This is a genomic window from Paenibacillus apiarius (genome assembly GCF_017052585.1).
Taxonomy (GTDB): Bacteria; Bacillota; Bacilli; order Paenibacillales; family Paenibacillaceae; genus Paenibacillus_B; species Paenibacillus_B apiarius.
Window position 1 is genome coordinate 5,413,636 of record NZ_JAFFHZ010000001.1, and the last position, 22,913, is coordinate 5,436,548.

The window sequence follows — 22,913 nt, forward strand, 5'->3', positions numbered from 1 at the left end:
GTCTATCTTGCTATTCAAGCGCTTCAGGAAGAAGCGTTGTTCAGCGTTCAGCTTCTGTGTGAAATTGCAGGCATTTCACGTTCAAGCTATTACAAGTGGCTAAATCGCAAGCCCAGTTCGCATGAGCAGGAAAATGCAGAACTGACGCATGTCATGATGTCCATTTATGAGAAAGCCGAGCGTACCTTTGGATACCGTCAATTGACGTTGCACATGCGCCGCCAAACGGGAAAAACGATTAACCAAAAGCGCGTGTACCGGCTGATGAAGATACAAGGAATTCAATCCGTCATCCGGAGGAAGAAAAAGAGATATGCGAGATCCACTCCACAGCAGGTGGCGGAGAACGTGCTGAACCGCAAATTCACGGCAGATGCGCCAAATGAAAAGTGGGTTACGGATGTGACGGAATTCAAGTACGGCAATGGCCAAAAAGCGTATCTAAGCGCTATTCTCGACCTTCATGATAAATCCATCGTCTCCTATGTATTCGGGCGTTCCAATAACAATCCTCTTGTATTTCAGACGTTGAAACGGGCCTTGCAAGAAGCACCAAGAAGCAAGCCCATGCTTCATAGCGACCGGGGTTTCCAATATACCTCTCTGGACTTCAAGAAGCTCTTGGACGACAACAAAATGACTCAGAGTATGTCCCGTGTTGGACGATGTATCGATAACGGTCCAATGGAATCTTTCTGGGGAACTCTAAAATGTGAGAAGTATTATTTACACACCTATCATACCTTTGAGGAGCTCGAGAGGGACATCCAGGCCTACATCCACTTTTACAATTACGAACGATTACAAGCAAAACTAAACGGCCTCAGTCCGATGGAATTCAGGACCAAAGCCGCTTAATTAATTTTTATTTTTTGTACTGTCTACTTGACGGGGTGCAGTTCACCTTCCGGGACAGCCCCATTGCTTCATCCTGCAGGCTCTATGACATTTTGGCCGCAGACATACGGTTTCCATATGCATCGCGATGCTCGATGGTTATCGAGCCTTGATTGTCTCTCGTAAATATAATCCGCTCGTCTATATGCTTGGCGGTGAACGTCGTTCCATGTTCATTTGCGGAGATGGGAACGATTTCGTATTTGTACCAGGCCCCATGCCGTTTGGCCATCTGCAAGTACAGCTTCTGTCCTTCTTCGGTGATGATGATGGTTCGGCCGGGATGAATGCCGAACTCTTGGAATCGGTTCACGTAAACGCCAACCGCGATTTCCGACGTTCCGAGCCGGGACAAGCTCGCGAACGCTTCTTGCCACTGAATGTCCGCGTCGTGGGGGCCGTCCTGCTCCGCCCGTTCATATATTCCCGGATACAGCCCCATTTCCCCGGCGGCGAGCTCGATGGCTGTCATCGTAGCCGGTACGGCGAGTTCTTCGCCGAACACGATTCTGGCCAAGTCGCCGCTTACCCGCTCTACCGGCGTAATGTTCACGTTGCTGAGCACGATAACGACGAGCTCGTCATTGACGAATCGGTTGAAATCGGCGCAGAAGCCATTCATCGTGCCGTGATGAGCGGCGCGTTTGCGCTTTGTGCCGCCTATCATTTCTTCAGTGACGACCCAGCCGTAACCGCCGAATATTGGGGAGTATGGCCCGAATATGTGGCGCAGCGACTCATGGCTGATAAGGGCTTCCGTATACAACGCGCGATCCCATTTATATAAATCCGCAATCGTGGAATACATTCCGCCTCCGCCCAGTGAAATGGACATGTCGACGTACTCGGCTGGAATGATCTCGCCGCACACCGAGTAACCGGAGGCAAAATGCTTCAGCAGCGTCCGGCCGTTCTCGACTCCCGAATCCTTCATTCCCAGAGGGAGGCAGATCCGTTTGGCAATATAATCGGCGAATGACAGGCCGGATACTTTTTCAATGACGGCGCTCAGCAAGATGAAAGAGGAACTGGTGTAGCTTGTCCGTTCACCCGGAACGAATTGCAGCGGTTCATGTTGAAAAGACGCTATCGTTTGCTCTATCGGCGAATATAGCCGCATCGTGCGTTCCCAATAATCAGGCAGCCCGGCATAATCGGGAATGCCTGAGGTATGTGTCAGGAGGTGATGGAGCGTAATCTCGTCTCCGCGCGGATAACCGGGCAGATAGCCGCTGATGGCATCATGGACGGAGAGCAGACCCAGCTCCTGCAGCTGCATGATGGCGAGCGCGGTGAAGCCTTTGGTTATGGAGCCGATGCGGAATTTGGTATGCGGCGAATTTGGCGCCTCATGTTCCCAATTAGCCATGCCGTATCCGTCGCACAATAGGATATTCCCCTGGTGGGCGACAAGCGCGGCTCCGTTGAAGTGACCGTTTCGGGAAAGAGCGTTCATATACTGCTTCAAATATAAAGCCGTCCCTTGTATGGATACGGTGGTATGTTTTTTATTTTTCATTCGTGCATTCCTCCTGATTTCAATCTGGTGAAGGAGCACATCAGGGGCAAAGTACAAAGGAGTGGAAACGGAGATGAAAATAAAAAAGCGGAACGACTCATCGTCTGATCCGCAGCAGTTGAACTCAATTGCGTACACCCTGCGCTCCTGTAAAGGTCAAAATGGACAGATTTACCCCTTGGATTGTTAGCGCACCAAAAAATAAATCGACATCCATCGTTGATATGACGCTCTACAGCATTGCTGGCATACGTGAATCTCCTTCCAAATATCTCCGTGTATGTATCATATAACAGAATCGAAGCGATGGAAAGCGTTTTAATCGCACAGATTCCAGCTTTTTAGTTAATCCTTAATCTTCTCTAGCACGCTTCCGAATAATAATTGAGCATTCGTATATCCGCCGCCAGTATTCTCAAATGAATATCCGCCTAGAGGGAGGCCCGCCACAGATACGTAATCTTCTTCAAGCACATCATACGAACCAAATAAAAAGACCGTGAAAAAGTTAAAGTCTTCATCGCCTACAAGAACAGTAGTTAGATTTGTGCTTTCATCGTACTCTTCTTCTGAAATCTGAACGACTGCTCCCTTGAATGTTACGAGCTGCGACAAAAAAGGACGAATGTTTTTGTTCAGTTCTTTATTATTTAATTTTTTTGCTAACGATTTTACTTTCTGCACCGATTCCGCGGTTGGATCGAAGAAGAATTGAGGGTTGTTATCGATGAATTCCGCCCCTTCATCCGTTATGGAAATAACCCCATCGCTTATGGAATCTGCAACAAAATCGACGTGGTCGGACAAAGTAATTTCCTCATTGCTGGAAGGGGAGTCATCAAGTTCCGCTTGCTTGCTCTTCAGTTCCTCCAACTCGCGTTTTAACTTCTGATTCTCTTCCTCGATATCTTGTTTGGCGGAATTCGTTGTGAGAGTGTCGTTTCTTTTCTCTCCACAGGCAGTAAGCATGGTTGCGCAAATTACAAGAACTACAATAATTGCAAACTTCTTCATGTCTGAATACAACCTCGAAAGTATCCCCATCGGCTGGGGTATTTGCTCATACTTGATGCTGATTATTATCTTATTAACCGCTGCCAAGCGGTAAATCGGCAGTGATGTTCATCACCCCGGATTAAGACCAAGTATAACAAAACAAGGCGTGGTATGATCGTTTTTAGATGAAACAAGCTTTCATCATTCATTTTTTGGAGCCGAAGGAATGGAAAGCGCGTCAGGTATTGACAATGTGTATAATTGTCATTTGACAGTTGTCCCAATGCATGTGAAAATAGTATACAAACTTTACGATATGAACTTCGGCGACGAGAATAGTAAGTGATGGGCTGTTCCACAGAGAGTTGGCGTATTGCTGCAAGCCAATGTCCAGCGCATGACCGAATGTCCTCTCCGAGAAGCAAAGCTGAACGACAGTAAGCTTTGCCGGAATCCTCCGTTACCAGGAATGCGTGCATAGTCACGTCATGAGCTGCAACATACAGATCCATACGCAATATTGTTGAATTTGGGTGGTAACGCGGGTGCATACCCGTCCCTTTCTAGGGACGGGTTTTTTTGATCTCATGCAAATATCAGGGGGAGAGCAGATTGAATCAATCATTAACTAAGAAACATATCTTTTTTACGGGACTGATGCTGTTTTCATTGTTCTTCGGGGCAGGAAACCTTATCTTTCCGCCCATTTTGGGACAACAAGCGGGAGACAGCTTCATTCCCGCAATTATAGGATTTATTTTGACGGGAGTAGGCTTGCCGCTGCTCGCCGTCATCGCAATCGCGTTGTCCGGACGCGATATGCAGCATTTGGCCGGGCAGGTGAGTCCGCGGTTCGGCATATTTTTTGCCATCGTCGTCTATGTGTCGCTTGGGCCTGCTATGGGGATACCGCGCGTCGCCAACGTGGCGTATGAAATGGGCTTCAGCTCGTTCCTGACAGCTCACCAAGCATCCAATCCATGGATTTTGTTCCTCTATACGCTCATCTTCTTCATCGCCGTGTTCTGGCTGAGTCTCAATCCTTCGAAGCTTGTCGAGCGCATCGGAAGCTGGCTTACGCCCATGCTGCTGTTGTCGATCGCGCTCTTGTTCATCGGCGGGGTGCTGTATCCGATCGGAGAAGGAGGACCGGCTATCAATGAGTATGTCGAGTCGCCCGGATTCAAAGGTTTCATGAATGGCTATCTGACCATGGACACCATTGCGGCGCTGGCCTTCGGCATCATCGTGCTGAATTCGATACGCGCCCAAGGAGTCACAGAGAAACGGGCCGTCGCGAAAGCGGCCATTCAAGCCGGCCTCATTGCCGGTATCGGGCTGTCGCTTGTCTATGCAGCGCTTGGATACTTGGGCGTCACCAGCGTATCGCTCGGGTATTTCAAGAATGGAGGCCAATTGCTGACCGATGTCGTGATGAACCTGTTCGGCCGTTCCGGGCTGATTCTGCTCGCTGTCATCGTTACGCTGGCTTGTCTCACGACGTGCATTGGGCTCGTTTCCGCTTGCAGCCAGTATTTTGCAACCTTGATGAAAGGGATGGCATACAATCGGATTGCGCTGTTCATCTGTTTATTGGGATTGCTGGTAGCCAATCTCGGATTGAACAAAATTCTCTCGATTTCCGAGCCGATCTTACTTGTCATTTATCCGGTAGCCATCGTGTTGATCCTATTGTCTTTCGTTCATAAATGGTTTGGCGGTTATTCCCAAGTCTACGCGGGGGCGCTTATCGGAACCGTTCTAATCAGCTTGTTCGACGGCTTGAAAGGAGCGAAAGTTCCCATCGAATTCGCCTTGCCGGTACTGCGGCATATCCCTCTATATTCGGAAGGGATCGGGTGGTTCATTCCGGCGCTGGCCGGCGGTGCCATTGGTTATGTGATAGGAAAACTTATTGCGGCTCGTGGAAAACAGTCATTCAATCCTACTAAAAATTGACAATGATTCCGCGGCCGTGATACGCTGTTGGCAGATATCTGAGCAATAACGGAATTTGTGATACATGTCGATGGCGCAGGGGAGGAATCGGTGCATGAAGCAAGTTGTCGTAACTATGAAAAGACTGAACGAATGCACATTTGATCAAGGATTGCAGCTATGGAACGAAGGGTTTGCAGGATACTTTTCTGATATGACCCGCAATCTGGAACAGCATCTCACTCACATAAGCATGAATGGCATACAGCCGCATCTATCTGTCGTCGCTTACGCGGACGATCAGCCCGCTGGATTCGTGCTTATTGCGGTTCGTACCGTGCGCGGCAAGACATTGGCCTGGAACGGGGGAACCGGAGTGGTTCCTGCCTATCGCGGTCACGGCATTGCCAAAGCAATGATGGACGAAGCGGTCCGCCTCCTCCGGGAGCAGGGGGTTCATACCGCCTATTTGGAGGTTTTCGCCGAAAATGACAAGGCCATCCGCGCATACCGGCATGTTGGATTTCAGATCGTCGACCGGTTAATCGGCATGCGGCATAACGGGAGCCTCGACACCGGCGCTTTCGGGAACGATCTATCCAATCCGTACCGTCTGCAGTGGGGGAGACCCGTCGAAGCGGCTGACCTGCCTTTTTACAAGGAGGCAGCGGCGTGGTCGTCTCAATGGCACAACATACGCGAAGGACATAGTCTTATCGTCTATGATTCTGAAGGAAATGCTGCGGCGTACGCTCTTTTTAAACAGACGGCAGACGAATACGGGAAATTAAACTCCATGGTGCTGTATCAGTGCGAAGCCGCTTCAGGCCGTACAGACAAGGATGCGTTGTACCGGGCGATGTTGGAGGAAGTGTTTGGGCCGAATTATGCTGAATGCGACCGGTTGGTATACAATGTTTCTTTCGAACCGGAAATGATCGGCTTGCTGCAGGAAGCGGGCTTTACGACGATTTATGAGCAAAATTTGATGCAACTTTAAGATTCCCCGACAAGCTTAGGTCAGCCAGAGCAATCTGGCTGGCCTTTTTTTGCCAAAATCCATGAAAAACGACAATTGGTAATGAAAGCGCATGAAAAGTTTTGATTTTAGCACAAATTGCGTCAGATTTAAAAAAATATGTGCAAATAGAGTGCTTTATATTATGTCTTCAATTTAATATGATGAAGATATTGTTAGGAGCATTTTGGAAATCCTCGCAAAATGCTTGAATGAGTTGCCCCCCTCACCCTAACTCATTCGTATCAGGTACTGGATTGGTCCTCACTTTACCGGTGTGTGCCGAATTCGTATACGGTTGCAACCCGATCCTCATTGCAGCCGCTCCTTAAATTATGGAATGTGGAAATGAAAGGCCGCTTTATGATGCAAGCTCGTTAACGCCAACAACTAACGGGTATGCTGTGCTGTCCGAAAATGTGAAAACAAACGCAAAGTAGGCTGAAAACAGTTGCTCAGGAACTGACAGGATGGAGGAAGCAGATGAGATTGACACCTCGAGAGCAAGAAAAACTAATGATCGTAGTCGCCGCCGATCTCGCGCGAAGACGCAAAGACCGCGGTCTAAAGCTCAACTATCCGGAAGCGGTTGCGCTGATAACGTATGAAATTATGGAAGGGGCACGGGATGGCAAAACGGTCGCTCAATTGATGAGCGAAGGCGCGACGATTTTGTCGCGGGCAGACGTCATGGAAGGCATTGCTGAAATGATACCTGATATTCAAGTAGAAGTGACGTTCCCCGATGGGACGAAGCTGGTAACCGTTCATGATCCGATTCGTTAAATAGGCAGGATTGCATGACTGACCGAACAAGCATTCTACATCCAAGGGGGAAGCAATTTGATTCCAGGTGAATATATTTTGCGTGACGATGAAATCGTTTGCAACGATGGGCGTAAGACGTTTGCCATCGAAGTGCTTAATGTCGGCGATCGCCCGATACAGGTCGGATCGCATTTTCACTTCTATGAGGTGAACCGCGCGTTGCAATTTAACAGGGAGGCCGTATTCGGGATGCATTTGAACGTTCCTTCCGGCGCGGCCGTGCGCTTTGAGCCGGGAGATGTCAAGGAAGTGGAGCTGGTTCCGTTTGCGGGTGAACGCAAAGTGTATGGATTGAACAACTTGACTGAGGGATCAATGGACGAGAGAGTGCTCATTGCCACCAATTATTCGAGTCCGCCTCTCAAATCCGGGGGAGTCGTGGAAACGGGGGCGGAGCAATGACTTTTCGCATGTCGAGACGGCAATATGCGGACATATTCGGCCCGACAACAGGCGATGCGGTTCGCTTGGCGGATAGCGAGCTGTTCATTGAGATAGAACGGGACTTCACACGTTACGGGGATGAGGCCAAGTTCGGCGGGGGCAAGTCGATACGCGACGGCATGGGACTGCATCCGTTGATTACGCGTGAAGAGGGAGCGCTGGATCTGGTCATTACCAATGCGATCGTGGTTGATTATACCGGCATCTATAAGGCGGATATCGGAATACGCGACGGGAAGATCGCGGGAATCGGCAAAAGCGGGAATCCGCTTGTCATGGATGGCGTCGACTTAATTATCGGGGCCTGCACCGAAATTATTTCCGCCGAGGGGCTTATCGTGACCGCAGGAGGCATCGACACGCATGTGCACTTCATTAATCCGTATCAGGTGGAGCACGCTTTGTCTTCCGGGCTTACGACGCTAATCGGCGGCGGGACGGGACCTGCGGAGGGATCGAAAGCGACGACGTGCACCCCGGGCGAGTGGCATATCCATCGGATGCTGGAAGCGGCGGAAGGCTTGCCAATCAACGTCGGCTTTCTCGGCAAAGGCAGCGGCGCTCGCGAAGAGCCGATGATCGAGCAGATCCGGGCCGGAGCGATTGGCCTGAAGGTGCATGAGGATTGGGGGGCGACGGCGTCCGCCATTGATCATTCCCTGCGGGTTGCGGACAAGCATGACGTTCAGGTGGCGCTTCATTCCGATACGCTGAACGAAAGCGGGTTCGTCGAAGATACGATCGCTGCCATTAAAGGCAGAATCATTCACACCTATCATACGGAAGGCGCCGGCGGAGGGCATGCGCCCGATATGATTAAGATGGCGGGCTTGGCCAACGTGCTGCCATCCTCGACCAATCCGACGCGGCCATTCACCATCAATACAGTGGATGAGCATCTTGACATGCTGATGGTCTGCCATCATCTGGACCCGTGCGTGCCTGAGGATGTCGCCTTTGCCGACTCGCGCATTCGCTGCGAGACGATCGCGGCGGAAGATATTCTGCATGATCTGGGCGTGTTCAGCATGGTCAGTTCGGATTCCCAGGCGATGGGCCGCGTGGGGGAAGTGATCACGAGAACATGGCAGACCGCTGATAAGATGAAAAAGCAGCGCGGCAAGCTGCATGAGGATAAGGGAACGGCTGGCGACAATTTCCGGATCAAACGATATATTGCGAAATATACGATCAACCCGGCATTGACCCACGGAATCGCCGATTATGTCGGTTCGATCGAAGTCGGGAAAATCGCCGATTTGGTCATTTGGCATCCGGCTTTCTTCGGCGTAAAGCCTGAATTGGTGTTGAAGAACGGGTTCGTCGCTCATAGCTTGATGGGGGATCCGAATGCATCCATTCCGACGCCGCAGCCGTACATCTATCGGCCGATGTATGCCGCAGTCGGGAAAGCATTGGCCCGCAGCTCCATTACGTTCGTTTCACACGCTGCATTGGATGCGGATGTGCCTGCGAAGCTGGGCCTTGACAAAATCGTGCTGCCGGTTCGGGGCATCCGTCGGGTGACGAAGCAAGATATGGCCCTGAACGGGGAAACGCCGGACATCCAAGTGGATCCCCAGACCTATGAAGTGCGGGTGAACGGAGAACTGCTGACATGTGATCCGGTCGCTGTCGTGCCGATGGCTCAGCGCTATTTCTTGTTTTAATTCAGAAACTGAACCGCAGAAAATTTGTATTGAGGAGAATGGGAACATGATCATTGAACAAATTGCTGGTCGGCTGGAGCAGCTTGCTCCGGAAGAACGTTCAAGCCGTCACATGGAAAAGGTATATATGCCAAGCGAAGATATGCTGAAAAAAATTCAGCGCGTGACGACCGATCACGGGACGGAGCTCGGCATTCGCCTGACACAGAAAGCCGATCTCGCCGATGGCGATATATTGCACATGGATGAGCACAACATGATCGTCATCGAAGTGCTGCCTGACGATGTGCTCGTCATTAGCCCGAGAGCGATGCAGGAGATGGGGGAAATTGCCCACAAGCTGGGGAACCGCCATTTGCCTGCGCAATTCGAAGGCTCCCAGATGATCGTTCAATACGATTATCTTGTGGAGGAGCAGTTGACTCAAGACGGGATTCCGTTCGTGCGCGAGAAGAAGAAAGTGAAGCAAGCGTTCCGTCATGTGGGACACAAGCACTGATTCGCTGCTGTCGCTGCTGCAGTGGTGCGATTCGAACTTCCCTTCGGGCGCGTTCAATCATTCCTTCGGTTTGGAAACGTATATCCAGGAAGGCAAGATTGTTGACAAAGCCACCTTTGCGGCTTGGCTGGAGATGTATGTCAACGAACAGTTCATCTATTCCGATGGACTGGCCTGCCGGCTCGCCTTTGAAGCGCTGGCGGACAACCGTCTGGATGATATATGGGAGCTGGACCGGTTAATGACGGTTCAGAATCTCTCGCGTGAATCGAGAGAAGGCGCACGCAGAATCGGGGAAAGAATGATCAAGCTTGGCACGGAGCTATACAAATGTCCGCATCTGCAGCATTACCGGGAACGAGTGGAGGCAAAGCGCGCCTTCGGTCATCCGGCAATAGCGTTTGCCATTATTGCCCGCCATGTCGGCGTCTCGAAGCAGACAACTGTATTGGCACATCTGTATTCCTCCTTGTCCAGCATGGTTCAGAACGGCGTGCGGGCCATTCCGCTCGGGCAGACGGAAGGGCAGAAGCTATTATCCGAATTGCAGTCTTTGCTGAAGGAAGCGGCAAAAAACCTGGAAGAGCTGTCTAGCGATGATATCGGTATCGTATCACCTGGTTTGGAGTGGTCTCAAATGAAGCATGAACGGATCCATATCCGACTTTTCATGTCGTAATAGATTGTGAATAGCATAACTTACAGCACAGACTGATGGGAAAGAGGGAGTGCAATGAAACCGGTTAAAATAGGGGTAGGCGGTCCTGTCGGGGCCGGCAAAACGATGCTTGTCGAGAAAATTACCCGGCGCATGCATGAACAGTACAGCATGGCGGTCGTGACCAACGACATATATACGAAGGAAGACGCGAAAATTCTGATTCATACAGGTGTGCTCCCTGCCAACCGGATTATCGGCGTGGAGACGGGCGGTTGTCCGCATACGGCCATTCGCGAAGATGCGTCCATGAACTTCGCGGCGATTGATGAACTGATAGCACGCCACCCTGACGTGGAAATCGTATTTGTGGAGAGCGGAGGAGATAACCTCGCGGCTACGTTTAGCCCCGAGCTGGTTGATTTCTCTATTTACATTATCGACGTCGCTCAGGGCGAAAAGATCCCGCGCAAGGGCGGGCAAGGGATGATCAAATCCGACCTGTTCATTATTAACAAGACCGACCTGGCTCCATACGTCGGTGCGGATTTGAACGTGATGGAAGCGGATACGCTTGCCTTCCGCGGCAACAAACCGTTCTTCTTCACGAATCTGAAAGACGAGTCGGGCTTGGATGAGGTCGTCGCTTGGATTCAGAAAAATGCGATGTTAACAGGATTGGAATAAGATGCGGCCATGGACGGGAATGCTGCGGCTGGCGGTCGAGAACAGACAGGGCAGAACGGCTGCCGCGCACGCATATCATCAAGGCGCTTACAAAATCGCCCGTCCCATGTACCCGGATAATACCGGTCAGGTCTATTATTATGTCATGAACCCGGGCGGGGGATATGTGGATGGAGACCGGTACTTGATGGAACTGGAGCTGGGTGAACAGGCGCAGGCGCTCATCACGACGCAATCGTCGACGAAAATATACAGGACGCCGAATCAGCCTGTGCTGCAGCTGACCGAGGTTATCCTGAAGCAAGGAAGCTGCCTCGAATGGCTGCCGGACCCTATTATCGCTTACCGGGATGCCCGTTACGAACAGCGCACGGTCATCCGCATGGAGAGAAGCGCTGCGCTTATAAGCGCGGAAATGATTACTCCGGGCTGGTCCCCGGATGGAATGCAGTTCTCCTACGATGAACTGGCGCTCAAAACGGATATTTACATGGATGGGCTGCGGGTTTTGTACGACAATCTGAAGCTTCGTCCACGCGGGCGGCAGATGCTGGACATGGGTCGTATGGATGGACAGACCCATCTTGGCTCGATGTTCGTTATCGGGGAACGGGCAACGCCGGAGTTCATCGAGCGGATGTGCGAGGAGATCGGGCTGGACTCGATGCCTGGCCGAATCGGATTGTCCCAGCTTATTGTGCCGGGATTCGCGGTCCGGATGCTGGGGAGTTCGACGCAGCAAATGGAAAAAGTGTTCGGCGTGATCATCAATTATGTGCGTGGGCAATGGTTCGGCAAAGAACGATTGGCGCTGCGGAAATATTGAGCCCGGGGAAAAATACGCTAAGTCATCATAATGAGGCATTGGCAAGCAAGCGGCTAGGCAATAGGGCCGCTTGCTTGCCATGCCAGGGCAAATCTGGGGGCAGAGAGCCGTTATAAGTGTTGGCGCCAATGTGTTCACACCTATCAAATCTATGGTGCGCCAGGTTGCTTCTGCCGAGATTAATTGTACTCTGCTGAACAAAGTAATGGTACAATGTTCACATAAAAGCAGTGGGGATTTACCACAATACGAGATACTAACACAACTGAGGCAGGGAATATGGATGCAAAAAGAGCACAGCAGAGTTAATGAAATGGCTTGGAACCAAAGTGCTTATGACGCTTGGGTAAACCGTTATGGCTCTCCGGCTGAGGCCGCATTGAAAATCAAGCAAAATCCGGAGGCGAGGCTGAAGACATTCTATAAGCACATAGGGGACGTGAAAGGTAAGAAAGTTGCCAATCTGCTGGGTTCTCATGGAAGCAAAGGCGTTGCCATGGCCTTGCTTGGCGCCGATGTCACGATTGTCGATATCGCATCTGAAAATGAACGGTATGCGACCGAACTGGCGCGTGAAGCAGGGGTGAACATCAATTACATTGTGTCCGACGTTCTAGAGCTGCCTGACTCCGTTCTGACGGCGGATTACGATCTGGTCATTATGGAGTTCGGCATCTTGCATTACTTTGTTGATTTGAAGCCGCTGTCCGATACTATCGCCAGCATGCTTAGGTTCGGGGGACGATTGATTTTGCAGGATTTCCATCCGATTACGACGAAGCTGATTACATCTCGGGGCTCGACGGCCAAGGTGCGCAAGCATAAAGTGACAGGCGACTACTTTGATACGTCTCTGGAAGAGACTGAGGTAGCCTATGCTAAGTTTATACCGGGACAGACGGCTGTCATGGAGAAGGTTCTGCATCGCAAATGGACGCTTGGCGAGATTGTGACCGGCATCGCGAGCAGCGGTCTCGTTGTCAAGCTGCTGGAAGAGGAGCCTAATAAGTCCTCCGATGTATATGATAAAGGCATTCCCAAATCCTTCACATTGGTGGCAGAGAAACTGCTGTAATGATGCTTGGGAGTGAGTGCTGTACGAACGGGAGGAGAGCAGATATGGACATAAACGAAATCACGAGCGTTCTTCCGCACAGGTATCCTTTTCTAATGGTCGACCGAGTGTCGGAGCTTGAGCCGGGAAAATGGGTGAAAGGCTATAAGAACGTAACGCCCAATGAATGGTTTATGAACGAGGCCCAGCCTCATATGCCAGGCACAATGATTGTCGAGGCACTTGCTCAGCTGGGGGCGTTCGCAACGACGAGGAGCGGGAGCGGGCTTGGATTTCTTTCTTCACTCAAAGGGGTGGAGATGACGGGAATGGCCCGGCCTGGCGACCGGGTGCATTTGTATTATGAGGTCATTCGGCACAAGAAAGGATTCACTCTTGGCAGAGGGCAGGCCTCTGTCGAGGGCAATGTAATTGTAAAGGTAGGCGAATTGATGTTTTATACGGCACCTTCGGATACATCAATTGCGCAGCCTGCACAGTAGCCGAAGGCGATGGGCTTGAGTTAGGGATCTGTGCCGGCAGATCCCTTTTTTGCGACCGTTCGGAACGCGTGATCTGGATATGGCCAGCCCGCTTCGTTATTGCATCAAGCCGGCTCTTTTTAAAAACTGGCGCAGGATGTTCTTCTGATACTTGACCCGAATAGAGTGGGGCAAGCTCCAGGATGTTTCGACGGTAACCGCATTGGCTTGCAACAGACGGGCGGCCGCCGTGCGGCCCGATCCCGGCAGTTCGCGCAGCCGAACGGTAAAATGCGTGGCTTGTCGTTCAATCGATCGATTGATGCGCTTTACGATTTGTCTGACTGTTTTTACGGATGGACTGCGACGGTCTGTCAGCAGCGATTGGCCCAGAACCTTCGGGTTAAGCCGGGAAAGTCCATTGGCTTCGTGCATGTCTATATACCAGGCTGGCCGGTATTGATCGGCCAATCGAAACAAATGCGCAGACAAGGGGTGGCGTGGCTTATCATGGGCTTTGCGCGGAAAGGTGCGATTCAAATCAGGAATTCCCCGAATTCGCTTTTTATAAGCTTGTTGATTGACAAGCGGAACGATAATGAGGGTCCCTTTATGCAGTTGGAGAAGTCCCTTCTGCAGGGAGTGAACGAACTGCTTTGCCGCACTTACGCTCGCGGTTTCATTCCCGTGAATACCAGCCGTTATCATGACAGTGGCTCCATCGCCTGAACCCTTGACAATGTAATAAGGGGTATGGAATTTCGTGCCGATCGCCAGTTCCCCCTGCATGATATCCATTTGCATTCACCTCCACCCTCCATGTTACTTATTAAGGTACGAACATGAATGCGATCGCGTAACGGGCAAACAACATGTCAAGGGCGATCATTTCGTCTTGGCTGGTCCCTTTTCACAACGGTTAGCAATCTAGAGATGAGCTTGACTAAATCGGCATCATGTGAAATACTATTATTGTTTCCAGGAAACAATAATAGTGACAACGGAAGGCGGTACTAGTTATGGCATCACAACACAAACATGTTGCCTCGCCGGCATTTTTGCTCTATTTAGTGTGCATCAGCGCGTTGCTGGCATCGGTGACACAAAATATTTATTCCCCCATTGTGCCCTTGTTAAGAGATTCGTTTCAAGTGCCATTGCATTTCATCAACTTTTCTGTTTCGATTTTTATGTTCGTGCTCGCCATCATGCAGATCGTATATGGGCCGCTTATTGACGCCAAAGGCGGAAAAAGGGTTCTGCTGCCTGGCATTTTGTTAAGCGTTGCAGGCGCATTAGGCTGCGCGCTAACGTCCAGCTTCACTCTGTTTATCGTATTCAGAGTCGTTCAGGCAGCAGGGATCGCGGCGATCCCGCTCGTAGCGTCAACGACGATAAGCGAGCTATTCGAGGGTTCGGCCCGCGGGAACGCAATGAGCACGTACCAGACGATGCTGGCGCTGGCGCCGGCCATCAGTCCGGTCGCAGGAGCGTTTATTGGTGAACAGGCCGGTTATCGCGGCATTTTTTTGTTCCTGGTCATCATCTCCGTTATCTTATTCGCCATGAATCTCAAATATTTTCCCAAGAGAACCGAACATCGAGCTGTTCATGCCAGAGGAAATTCTTTTCACAGATATGTCTTTGTCTTTAAAAGTAAATGGGGGCAAGCCATTATGGCAATCGGATTTATTCATTATTTCATCTACTTTGCCTTTCTCGTCAGTCTGCCTATCATATTGGCCGATCAGTACCACTTGGGATTGGGACTCATCGGACTCCTATATTTGCCGACGGCGGTCAGCACCATGCTTGGAAGCAGACTCTACAAGACCGTCCAGCAGAAGATGGAACAGCGAACATTGCTCTTGCTGGGCAGCTTGCTGACCGCAGTCTGCGTCATTTTATTTGCGGTCACCAGCACGATTTCGATCGTCTTGCTCACTGTGTCCGCGATCCTATACGGTGTATGCTCGGGGCTGACGATGCCGACACATACCACTCTATTAGCGAACGAATTCGAGGGGAACCGGGGAACCGCAATGGGCGTATACAACTTGGTTCGCTATATGGGGATGGCGGCTGGTCCAATGGCAAGCAGTATATTATTATTAACTTTAAGCAACCTTTGGCTTTTCTTGCTGTTCGGGGTCACCTTTGCCGTCATCGTCTTCGTATTGGCGATTCGGATGAATGGCAAAGGCGATGTGTCGCCGAGCTAGCATCAAGGAACTTGTAAAGGAGATATCAATTGTACATGGAAGAGCGGAGCATGCTGAAGAACAGAGTGTACGCCAACCTCGCCGATTATTTGCACACAAGAGACAGAAGCGCAGAATTCAAACGGGAAAAGGCGCTTGCCATCATTGAACAGCAAAGCGAAGCGGACCAAGAAGCGGTCTGTCTGCATCTGGACAAGTTAACTTTGACCCAGCTCCACGTGCTGCATGAAATCGGGAAATGTCCGGACTCAAACGTGACTTTTATCTCGAATCACATTAACGTAACCAAGGGCGGCGTATCGAAAGCCGTTGCCAAGCTCATTGCATGGGGGCTCGTTCGTGAACATTACCGTGCGGATAACAAAAAGGAAATATATTATCGGCTGACCACGGAGGGGGAAAAGCTGGCGTACGTACATGATGAGCTGCATCAGCAATTGGAGAACAAACATAAGGATTTATTGGAGCGTTATACAGAAGAGGAGCTGAGGGTAATCGCGAGCTTCCTGAAAGATTTGACTGAGCTTAATAGCTCACCGCTCTGAAAAAAGCTCGATGCCGAGCTTTAAAACATCTGCCCGCTTCGCAGCGGGCTTTTTGCTTGCAAGCTGAACTCTTTTACCTTCAATATTTTTGATTTTAACCGATGAATACAATAGACATATTTCAAAATGAATCCAATTCCGACAAATTCAAAGAAATGATGGGGGGAGGATGTATGGATGTATTCGATGATTGCAGAAGCAAAGACGGGAGAGAGCTGCCGTTCACTCCTGCAGCGTTAAGCAAGGAATGCTCAATCTGCATTCCGGCAGATGTGCTCCATGGCTTGCTGCAATATGAAGAAAAAAGGAATGCGGAAGATGCGATGTATCGCATCTTGAATACAGAAGAAATTATTGAGTTAAGGAGCATCTTCCAAGAGCTTGAATGCCATCAAAATATTTGCCCTTTGCATGATTATCCTGCTTTATCAGATGATGATGAATACAGCATGCAGGACAATGAAGCGATAGCAGAGCTAGACAGGCTTATCATGGAAGAGGGGCTGGATGAGGACTTTAGGCTGCAGTTGATCTTTTCGAAGCTGACACTCATGCCGTGCTCAAGAACAGAACATCTTTATGAATACTTGTTGTCGGACGATATGTACGTGCAGGACAAGGCAGTCGAGATCATTCGAAAACGGAAATATACGGCGGCGGCCGCGCAATTGTTCGAGGTTGCAAAAAACGGTATGCACAATGGCAAAGTATCCGCGATTCTGGCATTAAAAGAATTAAAAACAATAGAGAGCAAGCAGTTTTTGAAGGAACTGAAAACGGTGTTGCCTGCGAGCTATTTAATATACGTTCAATAGCCGAAGCGTTACCGATAAATGACTTTGACTTTACGGCACATTGGGACAGAGGAGATGAAAAAAATGAACTTTGATGCTGAGGTTGAAGAGGGCCATGATACCAATAGAATGGAAAACAAGATTAACGAATACATTTCGGTTCCGAAGTTAAGCTTGAAACAACAAGATATAATGGCATGCGTTGAAGCTCTAATCAGGGAAAACAAGTTTGCCGAAGCGATAGAGACGCTGTGGGACATGTACAAAGCATTGCAGAGAAGAGAACAAAGCGGCAATGTCGGCCGATATATTTTAATCCGAATTGCGCATATTAACATTTATAATGAGGATTATATCGCAGCAAGGCATAATTTGTCTTATGTTATGCATTTTCCAATTACAATCGGCAATCCGCTGCTGCATTTGAGGCTGGGGCAAGTCCAAGATAAGCTTGGGAATGAAAAGCGGGCGGTCGATGAGCTTGCCAGGGCATTGATTATGGACGGAAAAAGAGTGTTCGATCAGGAAGACCGAAGATTGCTTGAAATTCCGTTGCGGGCGCTCAATGAATCGATGGATAGCGAATGGAAGCATTATGAGGGCCAAGACTGGGAAGTGACCAAATAGTGTGGACAAGTTATGCCATAGCTTATGATAGATCGGTCTCTCGGCGAGACTGGTCTTTTTTTGCAGCTTGATCTGTTTGACTGCGGTTTGTACACTATGCTAATTTAATATAATGATAATGATTATCATTTTCGAGTTTTAGATAGGGGTGTCCATGTTGCAATATTCACGCATTGGTCCAGTACAGACACATACATTTCTGGACAGTCTATGGTTCAAGCTGCGGAACGTCGAATTAGCGCGTGTCGGCCAGATGGAGCAGCAGCTCATTGAATCCCATGTCTTGTTTATAGTAAAGAATGGCGAGGGCCGATTGACGTTGGATCTTCAGGATTACCGTTTGAGGCAGGATGCCGTCCATTTCGCTGTGCCCGGGCAAACCGTCGGCGTATCCACTGCGGCAGAGGAAGGAGTGGAGATGTATGTCGTCAAGTTCGATATCTGTCACGAGTCGGAATTGGCCGAGGCGTTCCCGCTGCAAGGAGAACTGCCGGTTCATTCCGCTGCCGAGATGATTATTTTATGTGAATTGCTGCATAGCTGTTGGCGCTCTGAAGAGTCGCTGGAACGATTCCGCGGGCAGTCAGCCTTTCAGGAATTATTGTATTGTTCGTTGAAAAATATCCGGCTTCAGCCGGAGTCTGACCCTCGTGCGGCGTTGGAACGCACCAAAGCATATATCGAGAGCCATTATAATGAAAGCTTGACGATTGAGCAGTTGGCTCGCATAGCGGAGGTTAGCCCCAAGTATTATGTTGACTTATTCAAAAGGACCTATGGCAAGAGCGCAATCGACTATATTACGGAAGTGAGGCTCAACTGCGCAAAGCACATTATGGCCCAATCGGACGCCCGGCTGCGTGACATCGCTCATCAAGTGGGGTATAACGACGAGTTTTATTTTAGCCGCAAGTTCAAGCAAGTGGTAGGGGTATCGCCTACGGTTTATATGAAAAACCGCCGCCGCAAAATCGTGGCTTATACGGCTTCCATACTCGGGCAATTGCTGGCGCTCAAGATGATTCCATATGCCGCTCCGCTGCACCCGAAATGGACGGCATATTATTACAAAACGTATCGGACTGATATTCCCGTGCACCTGAGCGCCTACCGGTTTAATCAGGATTGGGAATCCAATCTTGAAGCGCTTCATCTTGCCCAGCCGGATATCGTGATTTGCGACAAAGATCATTTGCACCCTAGCGAGATGGAACAGCTGGAAAACATTGCGCCTGTATTTTATGTTCCATGGAAGGAACAAGATTGGCGGGAGCAACTGAAGTCGACGGCTCGATTTTTGGGAGTCTCGCAAGAAGCGGATTCTTGGCTGCTCAATTATGAGCAGAAGGTGAAGTGCGCCCGGGAGCGGCTGAATCGGGAATTGCAGGACGATACCATTCTCGTTATGAGCATTCATAAGGAACACTATTATGTCTGTCCGGCTCGGGGGATGAATGATGTGCTATACCATGATCTTCAGTTGAATAGGGTGCCCGGTGTAGAGCCCGCATCTTGCAAACAAGTCATAACATTGGATCAATTGGCGGAGCTGGATGCGGATCGGATCCTGCTGAACGTATGTCAAGAGCCGGATTCATTAAGCCATTGGCAATCGTTGCAAACCTCCCGGAAATGGCGGGATTTGAAAGCAGTCCGCAGGAATCATGTCTATTTAATCTCCTCCGATCCATGGCGGGAATATTCCGCCTATGCCTGTGAACGAATGGTGGATGACTTGTTGAAGCAACTGATTGAGAATGTTCAGCAAGTTTCCTCCTAATCACGCGCCATATGGAAATCGTCCAAAATGATTCTGGATATTGTCCATGTTCGATTGCGGGAGACGTGGTTTATAATCTTAATGAGAATTGTTATCAGTATAGTGATAATCGTTTTCAACAAAGCCGGATTTAATCATTTGGGAGGTATGCCGTGGCACTTGTTCGATGAATGGGGGAGGGCTGCATCTATACATAGCTCAGAGGAGTATCCCGGATGCAGGATCCTCAAGGTGAAGCCGGTACAGACCAAGATGAACGGCTACATTATGCACACATTTACCGGAAGCTCTTAGAATGAAGCTTCCCAATATATGATGATGGAGAGGGAATAGTAGAATGAAAAAGAAAGTATGGGCATTAGGATTAGCGTTAATGATGGTGTTTGCATTATCGGCTTGCGGAGCCAAAGAGGAAGCCAAGCCGGCCAATGCCGGGACGGAGAGCGCGCAAACGGAAAACGCGTCTCAAGGCAGCACGGGCGAAAGTGCGTCGAGCGCCCAATCGGAATCAAGAACCATTACTTATTTGGACAAAGAATACACAGTGCCAACGAAAGTAGAGAAAATCGTTATCACCGGATCGGTGGAGTCGATGGAAGACGCGCTGGTGCTTGACGTAAAACCAGTTGGAGCCATGACAACCGGCGGTCAATTCGCGCCGCTGTTCGCCAAGATTACTGAAGGCGCGGAAGGAATCGGGGAGAAGTCTCAGCCAAATATTGAAACCATCTTGAAGCTGAAGCCGGATGTCATTCTGGCAAGCACGAAGTTCCCTGCCGAAGCTCTGGAGAAATTGAACAAAGTCACGACAACCATTCCAGTCTCGCATATTGCGACTGACTGGGAAGCCAACCTGAACTTGCTGGCCGAGCTGACAGGCAAGCAGGAGCAAGCCAAGCAAGCGTTGCAGAAGTACAATGACGAGACTGCGGCCTTGAAGGAAAAAATCGGGCCTATCATTAAAGACAAAAACGTTCTGACGCTTAGAGTCCGGGCTGGCAGCATGTTTATCTATCCTGAAAATGTGTTCTTCAACCCGTCGGTATATGCGGATCTGGGAGCAACGGTACCGGAAGAAGTGAAGGAAGCGAAGGCTCAGCAACTCATCTCCATTGAGAAGCTGTCCGAGATGAATCCGGATTACCTCTTCGTACAATTTTCGGAAACTGAAAATAAAGATACGCCTAAGGTGCTGGAGGAATTGCAAAACAATCCAATTTGGAAGAGCATCAATGCCGTGAAGAATGACAACGTATTTGTCAATCTGGTCGATCCGACCGCGCAAGGCGGCACAGCTTTCAGCAAACTCGCTTTCTTGGAAGCCGTGAATAACAGCAAACTAGTTCAAGCAAAGTGAGTAGAGGGATATGCGATCAAGGATTTCCGCTTCGGCCCTAATCCTGTGGAGTTCACCGTTTCTCATTGTGCTTACGATCCTCTTGTCGGTTTTATACGGAGCCAAGAATATCGAGGTAAGCACGATTCGCGATGCGCTGTTCCATTTCGATCCGGGCAATGTGAATCATCAGATTATTATGCATTCGAGAATCCCGAGAGTGGTCGGGGCTTTGTTAATCGGAGCTTTCCTCGCCATCTCGGGGGCGCTTATGCAGGGGATGACAAGAAATTATCTTGCATCCCCTTCTATTATGGGGGTTACCGACGGTTCGGCCTTTGCGATTACGCTTTGCATGGTTTTCATGCCGAATTCTTCGTCGATGGACATGATCATGTTCTCCTTTATGGGTTCGGCGCTTAGCATCGTCATCGTTTTTGGCTTGGCCGCCTTGCTTCCCGGAGGGCTCTCTCCAGTGCGGATGGCTATATTAGGCACGATTATCGGCACCTTTTTGAGCAGCGTTTCCGCAGCTTTATCAACCTATTTTCAAGTATCGCAAAATATCAGCTTTTGGTTTAATGCGCGGCTGCACCAGTTGGACCCAGGACTTATCAAGCTGGCGCTTCCCTTTGCACTGGTCGGCATCCTGATGGCAATCTGGATTTCAAAATCAATTTCGGTTCTTTCGCTTGGTGAAGAGATTGCCGTAAACCTGGGACAAAAAACGAAGCTGATCAAGTTTATGGCTACATTGAGCGTTGTCATTTTAACGGGTATTTCGGTAGCGCTCGCAGGCAAGATTGGCTTTGTGGGACTCATTGTTCCTCACATTGCGCGTTTCTTGACAGGTGTCGATTATAAGAAGATTATTCCTTGCGCCGGAGTGATTGGAGGAATATTCCTCGGCTTGTGCGACGTGCTCAGCAGGTTCGTCAATTATCCGTTTGAGATGCCGATTGGTGTCGTCACTTCCATCCTTGGCGTTCCCTTCTTTCTCTATTTAATCCGGACGAGGGGAGGCGGGAAGCGTGAATAAAATATCTGGAAGCCGCTACGCCACGGTATTGGTCGTCGGTATAGCCATTATTTTTATTACGATGTATTTGAGTCTGACGAATGGCGCCTTTGACATTAAGGTCATGGATGTCATTCGCACGTTATTGCGCATTGACCCGCAGCCTGATCAGGATCTGGTCATTCTGGAGTTCCGCCTGCCGCGGATCGTCATTGCCCTGTTCGTCGGCATGGGGCTGGGAATTGCAGGGGCGGTCATTCAGAGCATTACGAGAAACGGGTTGGCCGATCCGGGTATTCTGGGGATTAACTCGGGGGCCAGTGCGGCCATGGTTATTTTTCTGTTTTTCTTTCAAGGCCAGATTAAGGGAGATGGCTTGGCGTCCATTTTTGCGATGCCGCTGTTCGGCTTAATGGGCGGGCTTCTCGCAGCCATGCTTATCTATCTGTTCTCTTGGAAGGATGGAAGGCTGGAATCACAACGTCTCTTATTGACTGGTATTGCAATAGGAGCAGGTTTAGGAGCTGTTTCGCTCTATCTGACTTTGAAAATGAATGCCAGCGATTTTGAGATGGCGGCAGTATGGAATTCGGGCAGCATTTACAATGCCAATTGGAAATATATTTTGTCTATTGTTCCATGGTTCGTCTTTCTCATTCCTATTATCGTAAGAAAGTCTTATATTCTGGATTTGTTTCATCTGGATGAAGATAGTGTCATCAGCGTAGGCGTAGCCTCGGAAAAAGAAAAAGCGGTGCTCTTATTATGCAGCATCGGCATTGTGAGCGCATGTGTATCCGTTTCGGGAGGAATCGGATTCATCGGCCTGATGGCCCCTCACATCGCGAAGCGCCTTGTCGGCAACTCGCATCGGCGCATCATTCCGGTGTGCGGTATCGTCGGGGCTGTGCTGGTACTGGTCTCTGACTTTATTGGCAAGACGGTCTTCGCGCCAGCGGAATTGCCCGTAGGCATCGTTATTGCCATTATCGGGGTTCCTTATTTCATATTTTTGCTGTACAGAAAAAAGGGCCGGAACTAAAAGCGCAATGGATAGAAGCAGGGAGGAATAAGA

23 protein-coding genes and 1 other annotated feature are annotated in these 22,913 nt (G+C 49.7%); of the genes, 20 read left to right on the top strand and 3 right to left on the bottom strand.

The features are described from left to right. Positions 1 to 12: 12 nt before the first annotated feature. Positions 13 to 858, top strand: a complete 846-nt coding sequence (locus JSQ80_RS23940) for an IS3 family transposase (protein ID WP_336245834.1) — start codon at positions 13 to 15, stop codon at positions 856 to 858. A gap of 82 nt (positions 859 to 940) precedes the next feature. Here the strand turns inward: JSQ80_RS23940 and JSQ80_RS23945 are convergent, their stop codons facing one another. Beyond that, on the bottom strand, positions 941 to 2,416 hold the full coding sequence (locus JSQ80_RS23945) for a serine hydrolase domain-containing protein (protein ID WP_206096982.1): 1,476 nt from the start codon (positions 2,414 to 2,416) through the stop codon (positions 941 to 943). Between the two features lie 345 nt (positions 2,417 to 2,761). Beyond that, the gene (locus JSQ80_RS23950; RefSeq protein ID WP_206096983.1) at positions 2,762 to 3,430 is read right to left on the bottom strand and encodes an EexN family lipoprotein; all 669 of its coding nucleotides are present in this window, start codon (positions 3,428 to 3,430) and stop codon (positions 2,762 to 2,764) included. 299 nt (positions 3,431 to 3,729) lie between these two features. Continuing rightward, positions 3,730 to 3,976, top strand: a binding site (T-box leader). A gap of 48 nt (positions 3,977 to 4,024) precedes the next feature. On the opposite strand from JSQ80_RS23950, the gene brnQ reads away from it, so the two are divergent. The 11 genes from brnQ (at position 4,025) to JSQ80_RS24005 (ending at position 13,537) form a co-directional block, all read left to right on the top strand. After that, on the top strand, positions 4,025 to 5,371 hold the full coding sequence (gene brnQ, locus JSQ80_RS23955) for a branched-chain amino acid transport system II carrier protein (protein ID WP_206096984.1): 1,347 nt from the start codon (positions 4,025 to 4,027) through the stop codon (positions 5,369 to 5,371). A gap of 94 nt (positions 5,372 to 5,465) precedes the next feature. After that, positions 5,466 to 6,350: a GNAT family N-acetyltransferase gene (locus JSQ80_RS23960; RefSeq protein WP_206096985.1), complete on the top strand. Its 885-nt coding sequence runs from the start codon at positions 5,466 to 5,468 to the stop codon at positions 6,348 to 6,350. 501 nt (positions 6,351 to 6,851) lie between these two features. Further along, entirely contained in the window at positions 6,852 to 7,154 is a 303-nt protein-coding gene (locus tag JSQ80_RS23965; RefSeq protein WP_206096986.1) for an urease subunit gamma, read from the top strand. A 57-nt stretch (positions 7,155 to 7,211) separates the two neighbouring features. Beyond that, complete coding sequence (locus JSQ80_RS23970; protein ID WP_206096987.1) at positions 7,212 to 7,598, top strand: urease subunit beta; 387 nt, start codon at positions 7,212 to 7,214, stop codon at positions 7,596 to 7,598. Continuing rightward, the gene (gene ureC, locus JSQ80_RS23975; RefSeq protein ID WP_206096988.1) at positions 7,595 to 9,310 is read left to right on the top strand and encodes an urease subunit alpha; all 1,716 of its coding nucleotides are present in this window, start codon (positions 7,595 to 7,597) and stop codon (positions 9,308 to 9,310) included. The genes JSQ80_RS23970 and ureC overlap by 4 nt, the downstream gene beginning before the upstream one ends. 46 nt (positions 9,311 to 9,356) lie before the next feature. Next, positions 9,357 to 9,809, top strand: coding sequence for an urease accessory protein UreE (ureE, locus tag JSQ80_RS23980; RefSeq protein WP_206096989.1), 453 nt, complete (start codon positions 9,357 to 9,359; stop codon positions 9,807 to 9,809). After that, positions 9,790 to 10,488 carry an urease accessory protein UreF gene (locus JSQ80_RS23985; RefSeq protein ID WP_206096990.1) on the top strand — a complete coding sequence of 233 codons (699 nt, stop codon included), beginning with the start codon at positions 9,790 to 9,792 and terminating at the stop codon, positions 10,486 to 10,488. Before ureE ends, JSQ80_RS23985 begins: the two co-directional genes overlap by 20 nt. 54 nt (positions 10,489 to 10,542) lie before the next feature. Continuing rightward, positions 10,543 to 11,154, top strand: a complete 612-nt coding sequence (gene ureG, locus JSQ80_RS23990; protein ID WP_206096991.1) for an urease accessory protein UreG — start codon at positions 10,543 to 10,545, stop codon at positions 11,152 to 11,154. 1 nt (position 11,155) lies between these two features. After that, positions 11,156 to 11,980 carry an urease accessory protein UreD gene (locus tag JSQ80_RS23995; RefSeq protein ID WP_206096992.1) on the top strand — a complete coding sequence of 275 codons (825 nt, stop codon included), beginning with the start codon at positions 11,156 to 11,158 and terminating at the stop codon, positions 11,978 to 11,980. Positions 11,981 to 12,263: 283 nt separating this feature from the next. Beyond that, positions 12,264 to 13,055, top strand: a complete 792-nt coding sequence (locus JSQ80_RS24000; protein ID WP_206096993.1) for a class I SAM-dependent methyltransferase — start codon at positions 12,264 to 12,266, stop codon at positions 13,053 to 13,055. A 44-nt stretch (positions 13,056 to 13,099) separates the two neighbouring features. Further along, positions 13,100 to 13,537 carry an ApeP family dehydratase gene (locus JSQ80_RS24005; RefSeq protein ID WP_206096994.1) on the top strand — a complete coding sequence of 146 codons (438 nt, stop codon included), beginning with the start codon at positions 13,100 to 13,102 and terminating at the stop codon, positions 13,535 to 13,537. A 96-nt stretch (positions 13,538 to 13,633) separates the two neighbouring features. On the opposite strand, the gene JSQ80_RS24010 is transcribed toward JSQ80_RS24005, so the two are convergent. Continuing rightward, positions 13,634 to 14,314, bottom strand: a complete 681-nt coding sequence (locus tag JSQ80_RS24010) for a succinylglutamate desuccinylase/aspartoacylase family protein (protein WP_206096995.1) — start codon at positions 14,312 to 14,314, stop codon at positions 13,634 to 13,636. 221 nt (positions 14,315 to 14,535) lie between these two features. Between JSQ80_RS24010 and JSQ80_RS24015 the strand changes: the two genes are divergently transcribed. The 8 genes from JSQ80_RS24015 to JSQ80_RS24050 all read left to right on the top strand — a co-directional run bounded on the left by JSQ80_RS24015 (position 14,536) and on the right by JSQ80_RS24050 (position 22,880). Next, on the top strand, positions 14,536 to 15,738 hold the full coding sequence (locus JSQ80_RS24015; protein ID WP_206096996.1) for an MFS transporter: 1,203 nt from the start codon (positions 14,536 to 14,538) through the stop codon (positions 15,736 to 15,738). Between the two features lie 50 nt (positions 15,739 to 15,788). Next, the gene (locus JSQ80_RS24020) at positions 15,789 to 16,283 is read left to right on the top strand and encodes a MarR family winged helix-turn-helix transcriptional regulator (RefSeq protein WP_240463791.1); all 495 of its coding nucleotides are present in this window, start codon (positions 15,789 to 15,791) and stop codon (positions 16,281 to 16,283) included. A gap of 173 nt (positions 16,284 to 16,456) precedes the next feature. Next, complete coding sequence (locus tag JSQ80_RS24025; protein ID WP_206096998.1) at positions 16,457 to 17,098, top strand: hypothetical protein; 642 nt, start codon at positions 16,457 to 16,459, stop codon at positions 17,096 to 17,098. A 63-nt stretch (positions 17,099 to 17,161) separates the two neighbouring features. After that, complete coding sequence (locus JSQ80_RS24030) at positions 17,162 to 17,704, top strand: hypothetical protein (protein WP_206096999.1); 543 nt, start codon at positions 17,162 to 17,164, stop codon at positions 17,702 to 17,704. A gap of 154 nt (positions 17,705 to 17,858) precedes the next feature. Beyond that, positions 17,859 to 19,484, top strand: coding sequence for an AraC family transcriptional regulator (locus JSQ80_RS24035; protein ID WP_206097000.1), 1,626 nt, complete (start codon positions 17,859 to 17,861; stop codon positions 19,482 to 19,484). Between the two features lie 337 nt (positions 19,485 to 19,821). After that, on the top strand, positions 19,822 to 20,841 hold the full coding sequence (locus JSQ80_RS24040) for an ABC transporter substrate-binding protein (protein ID WP_206097001.1): 1,020 nt from the start codon (positions 19,822 to 19,824) through the stop codon (positions 20,839 to 20,841). Between the two features lie 10 nt (positions 20,842 to 20,851). After that, the gene (locus JSQ80_RS24045; RefSeq protein WP_206097002.1) at positions 20,852 to 21,859 is read left to right on the top strand and encodes a FecCD family ABC transporter permease; all 1,008 of its coding nucleotides are present in this window, start codon (positions 20,852 to 20,854) and stop codon (positions 21,857 to 21,859) included. A 61-nt stretch (positions 21,860 to 21,920) separates the two neighbouring features. Then, positions 21,921 to 22,880, top strand: coding sequence for a FecCD family ABC transporter permease (locus JSQ80_RS24050; RefSeq protein WP_206097725.1), 960 nt, complete (start codon positions 21,921 to 21,923; stop codon positions 22,878 to 22,880). Positions 22,881 to 22,913 lie beyond the last annotated feature (33 nt).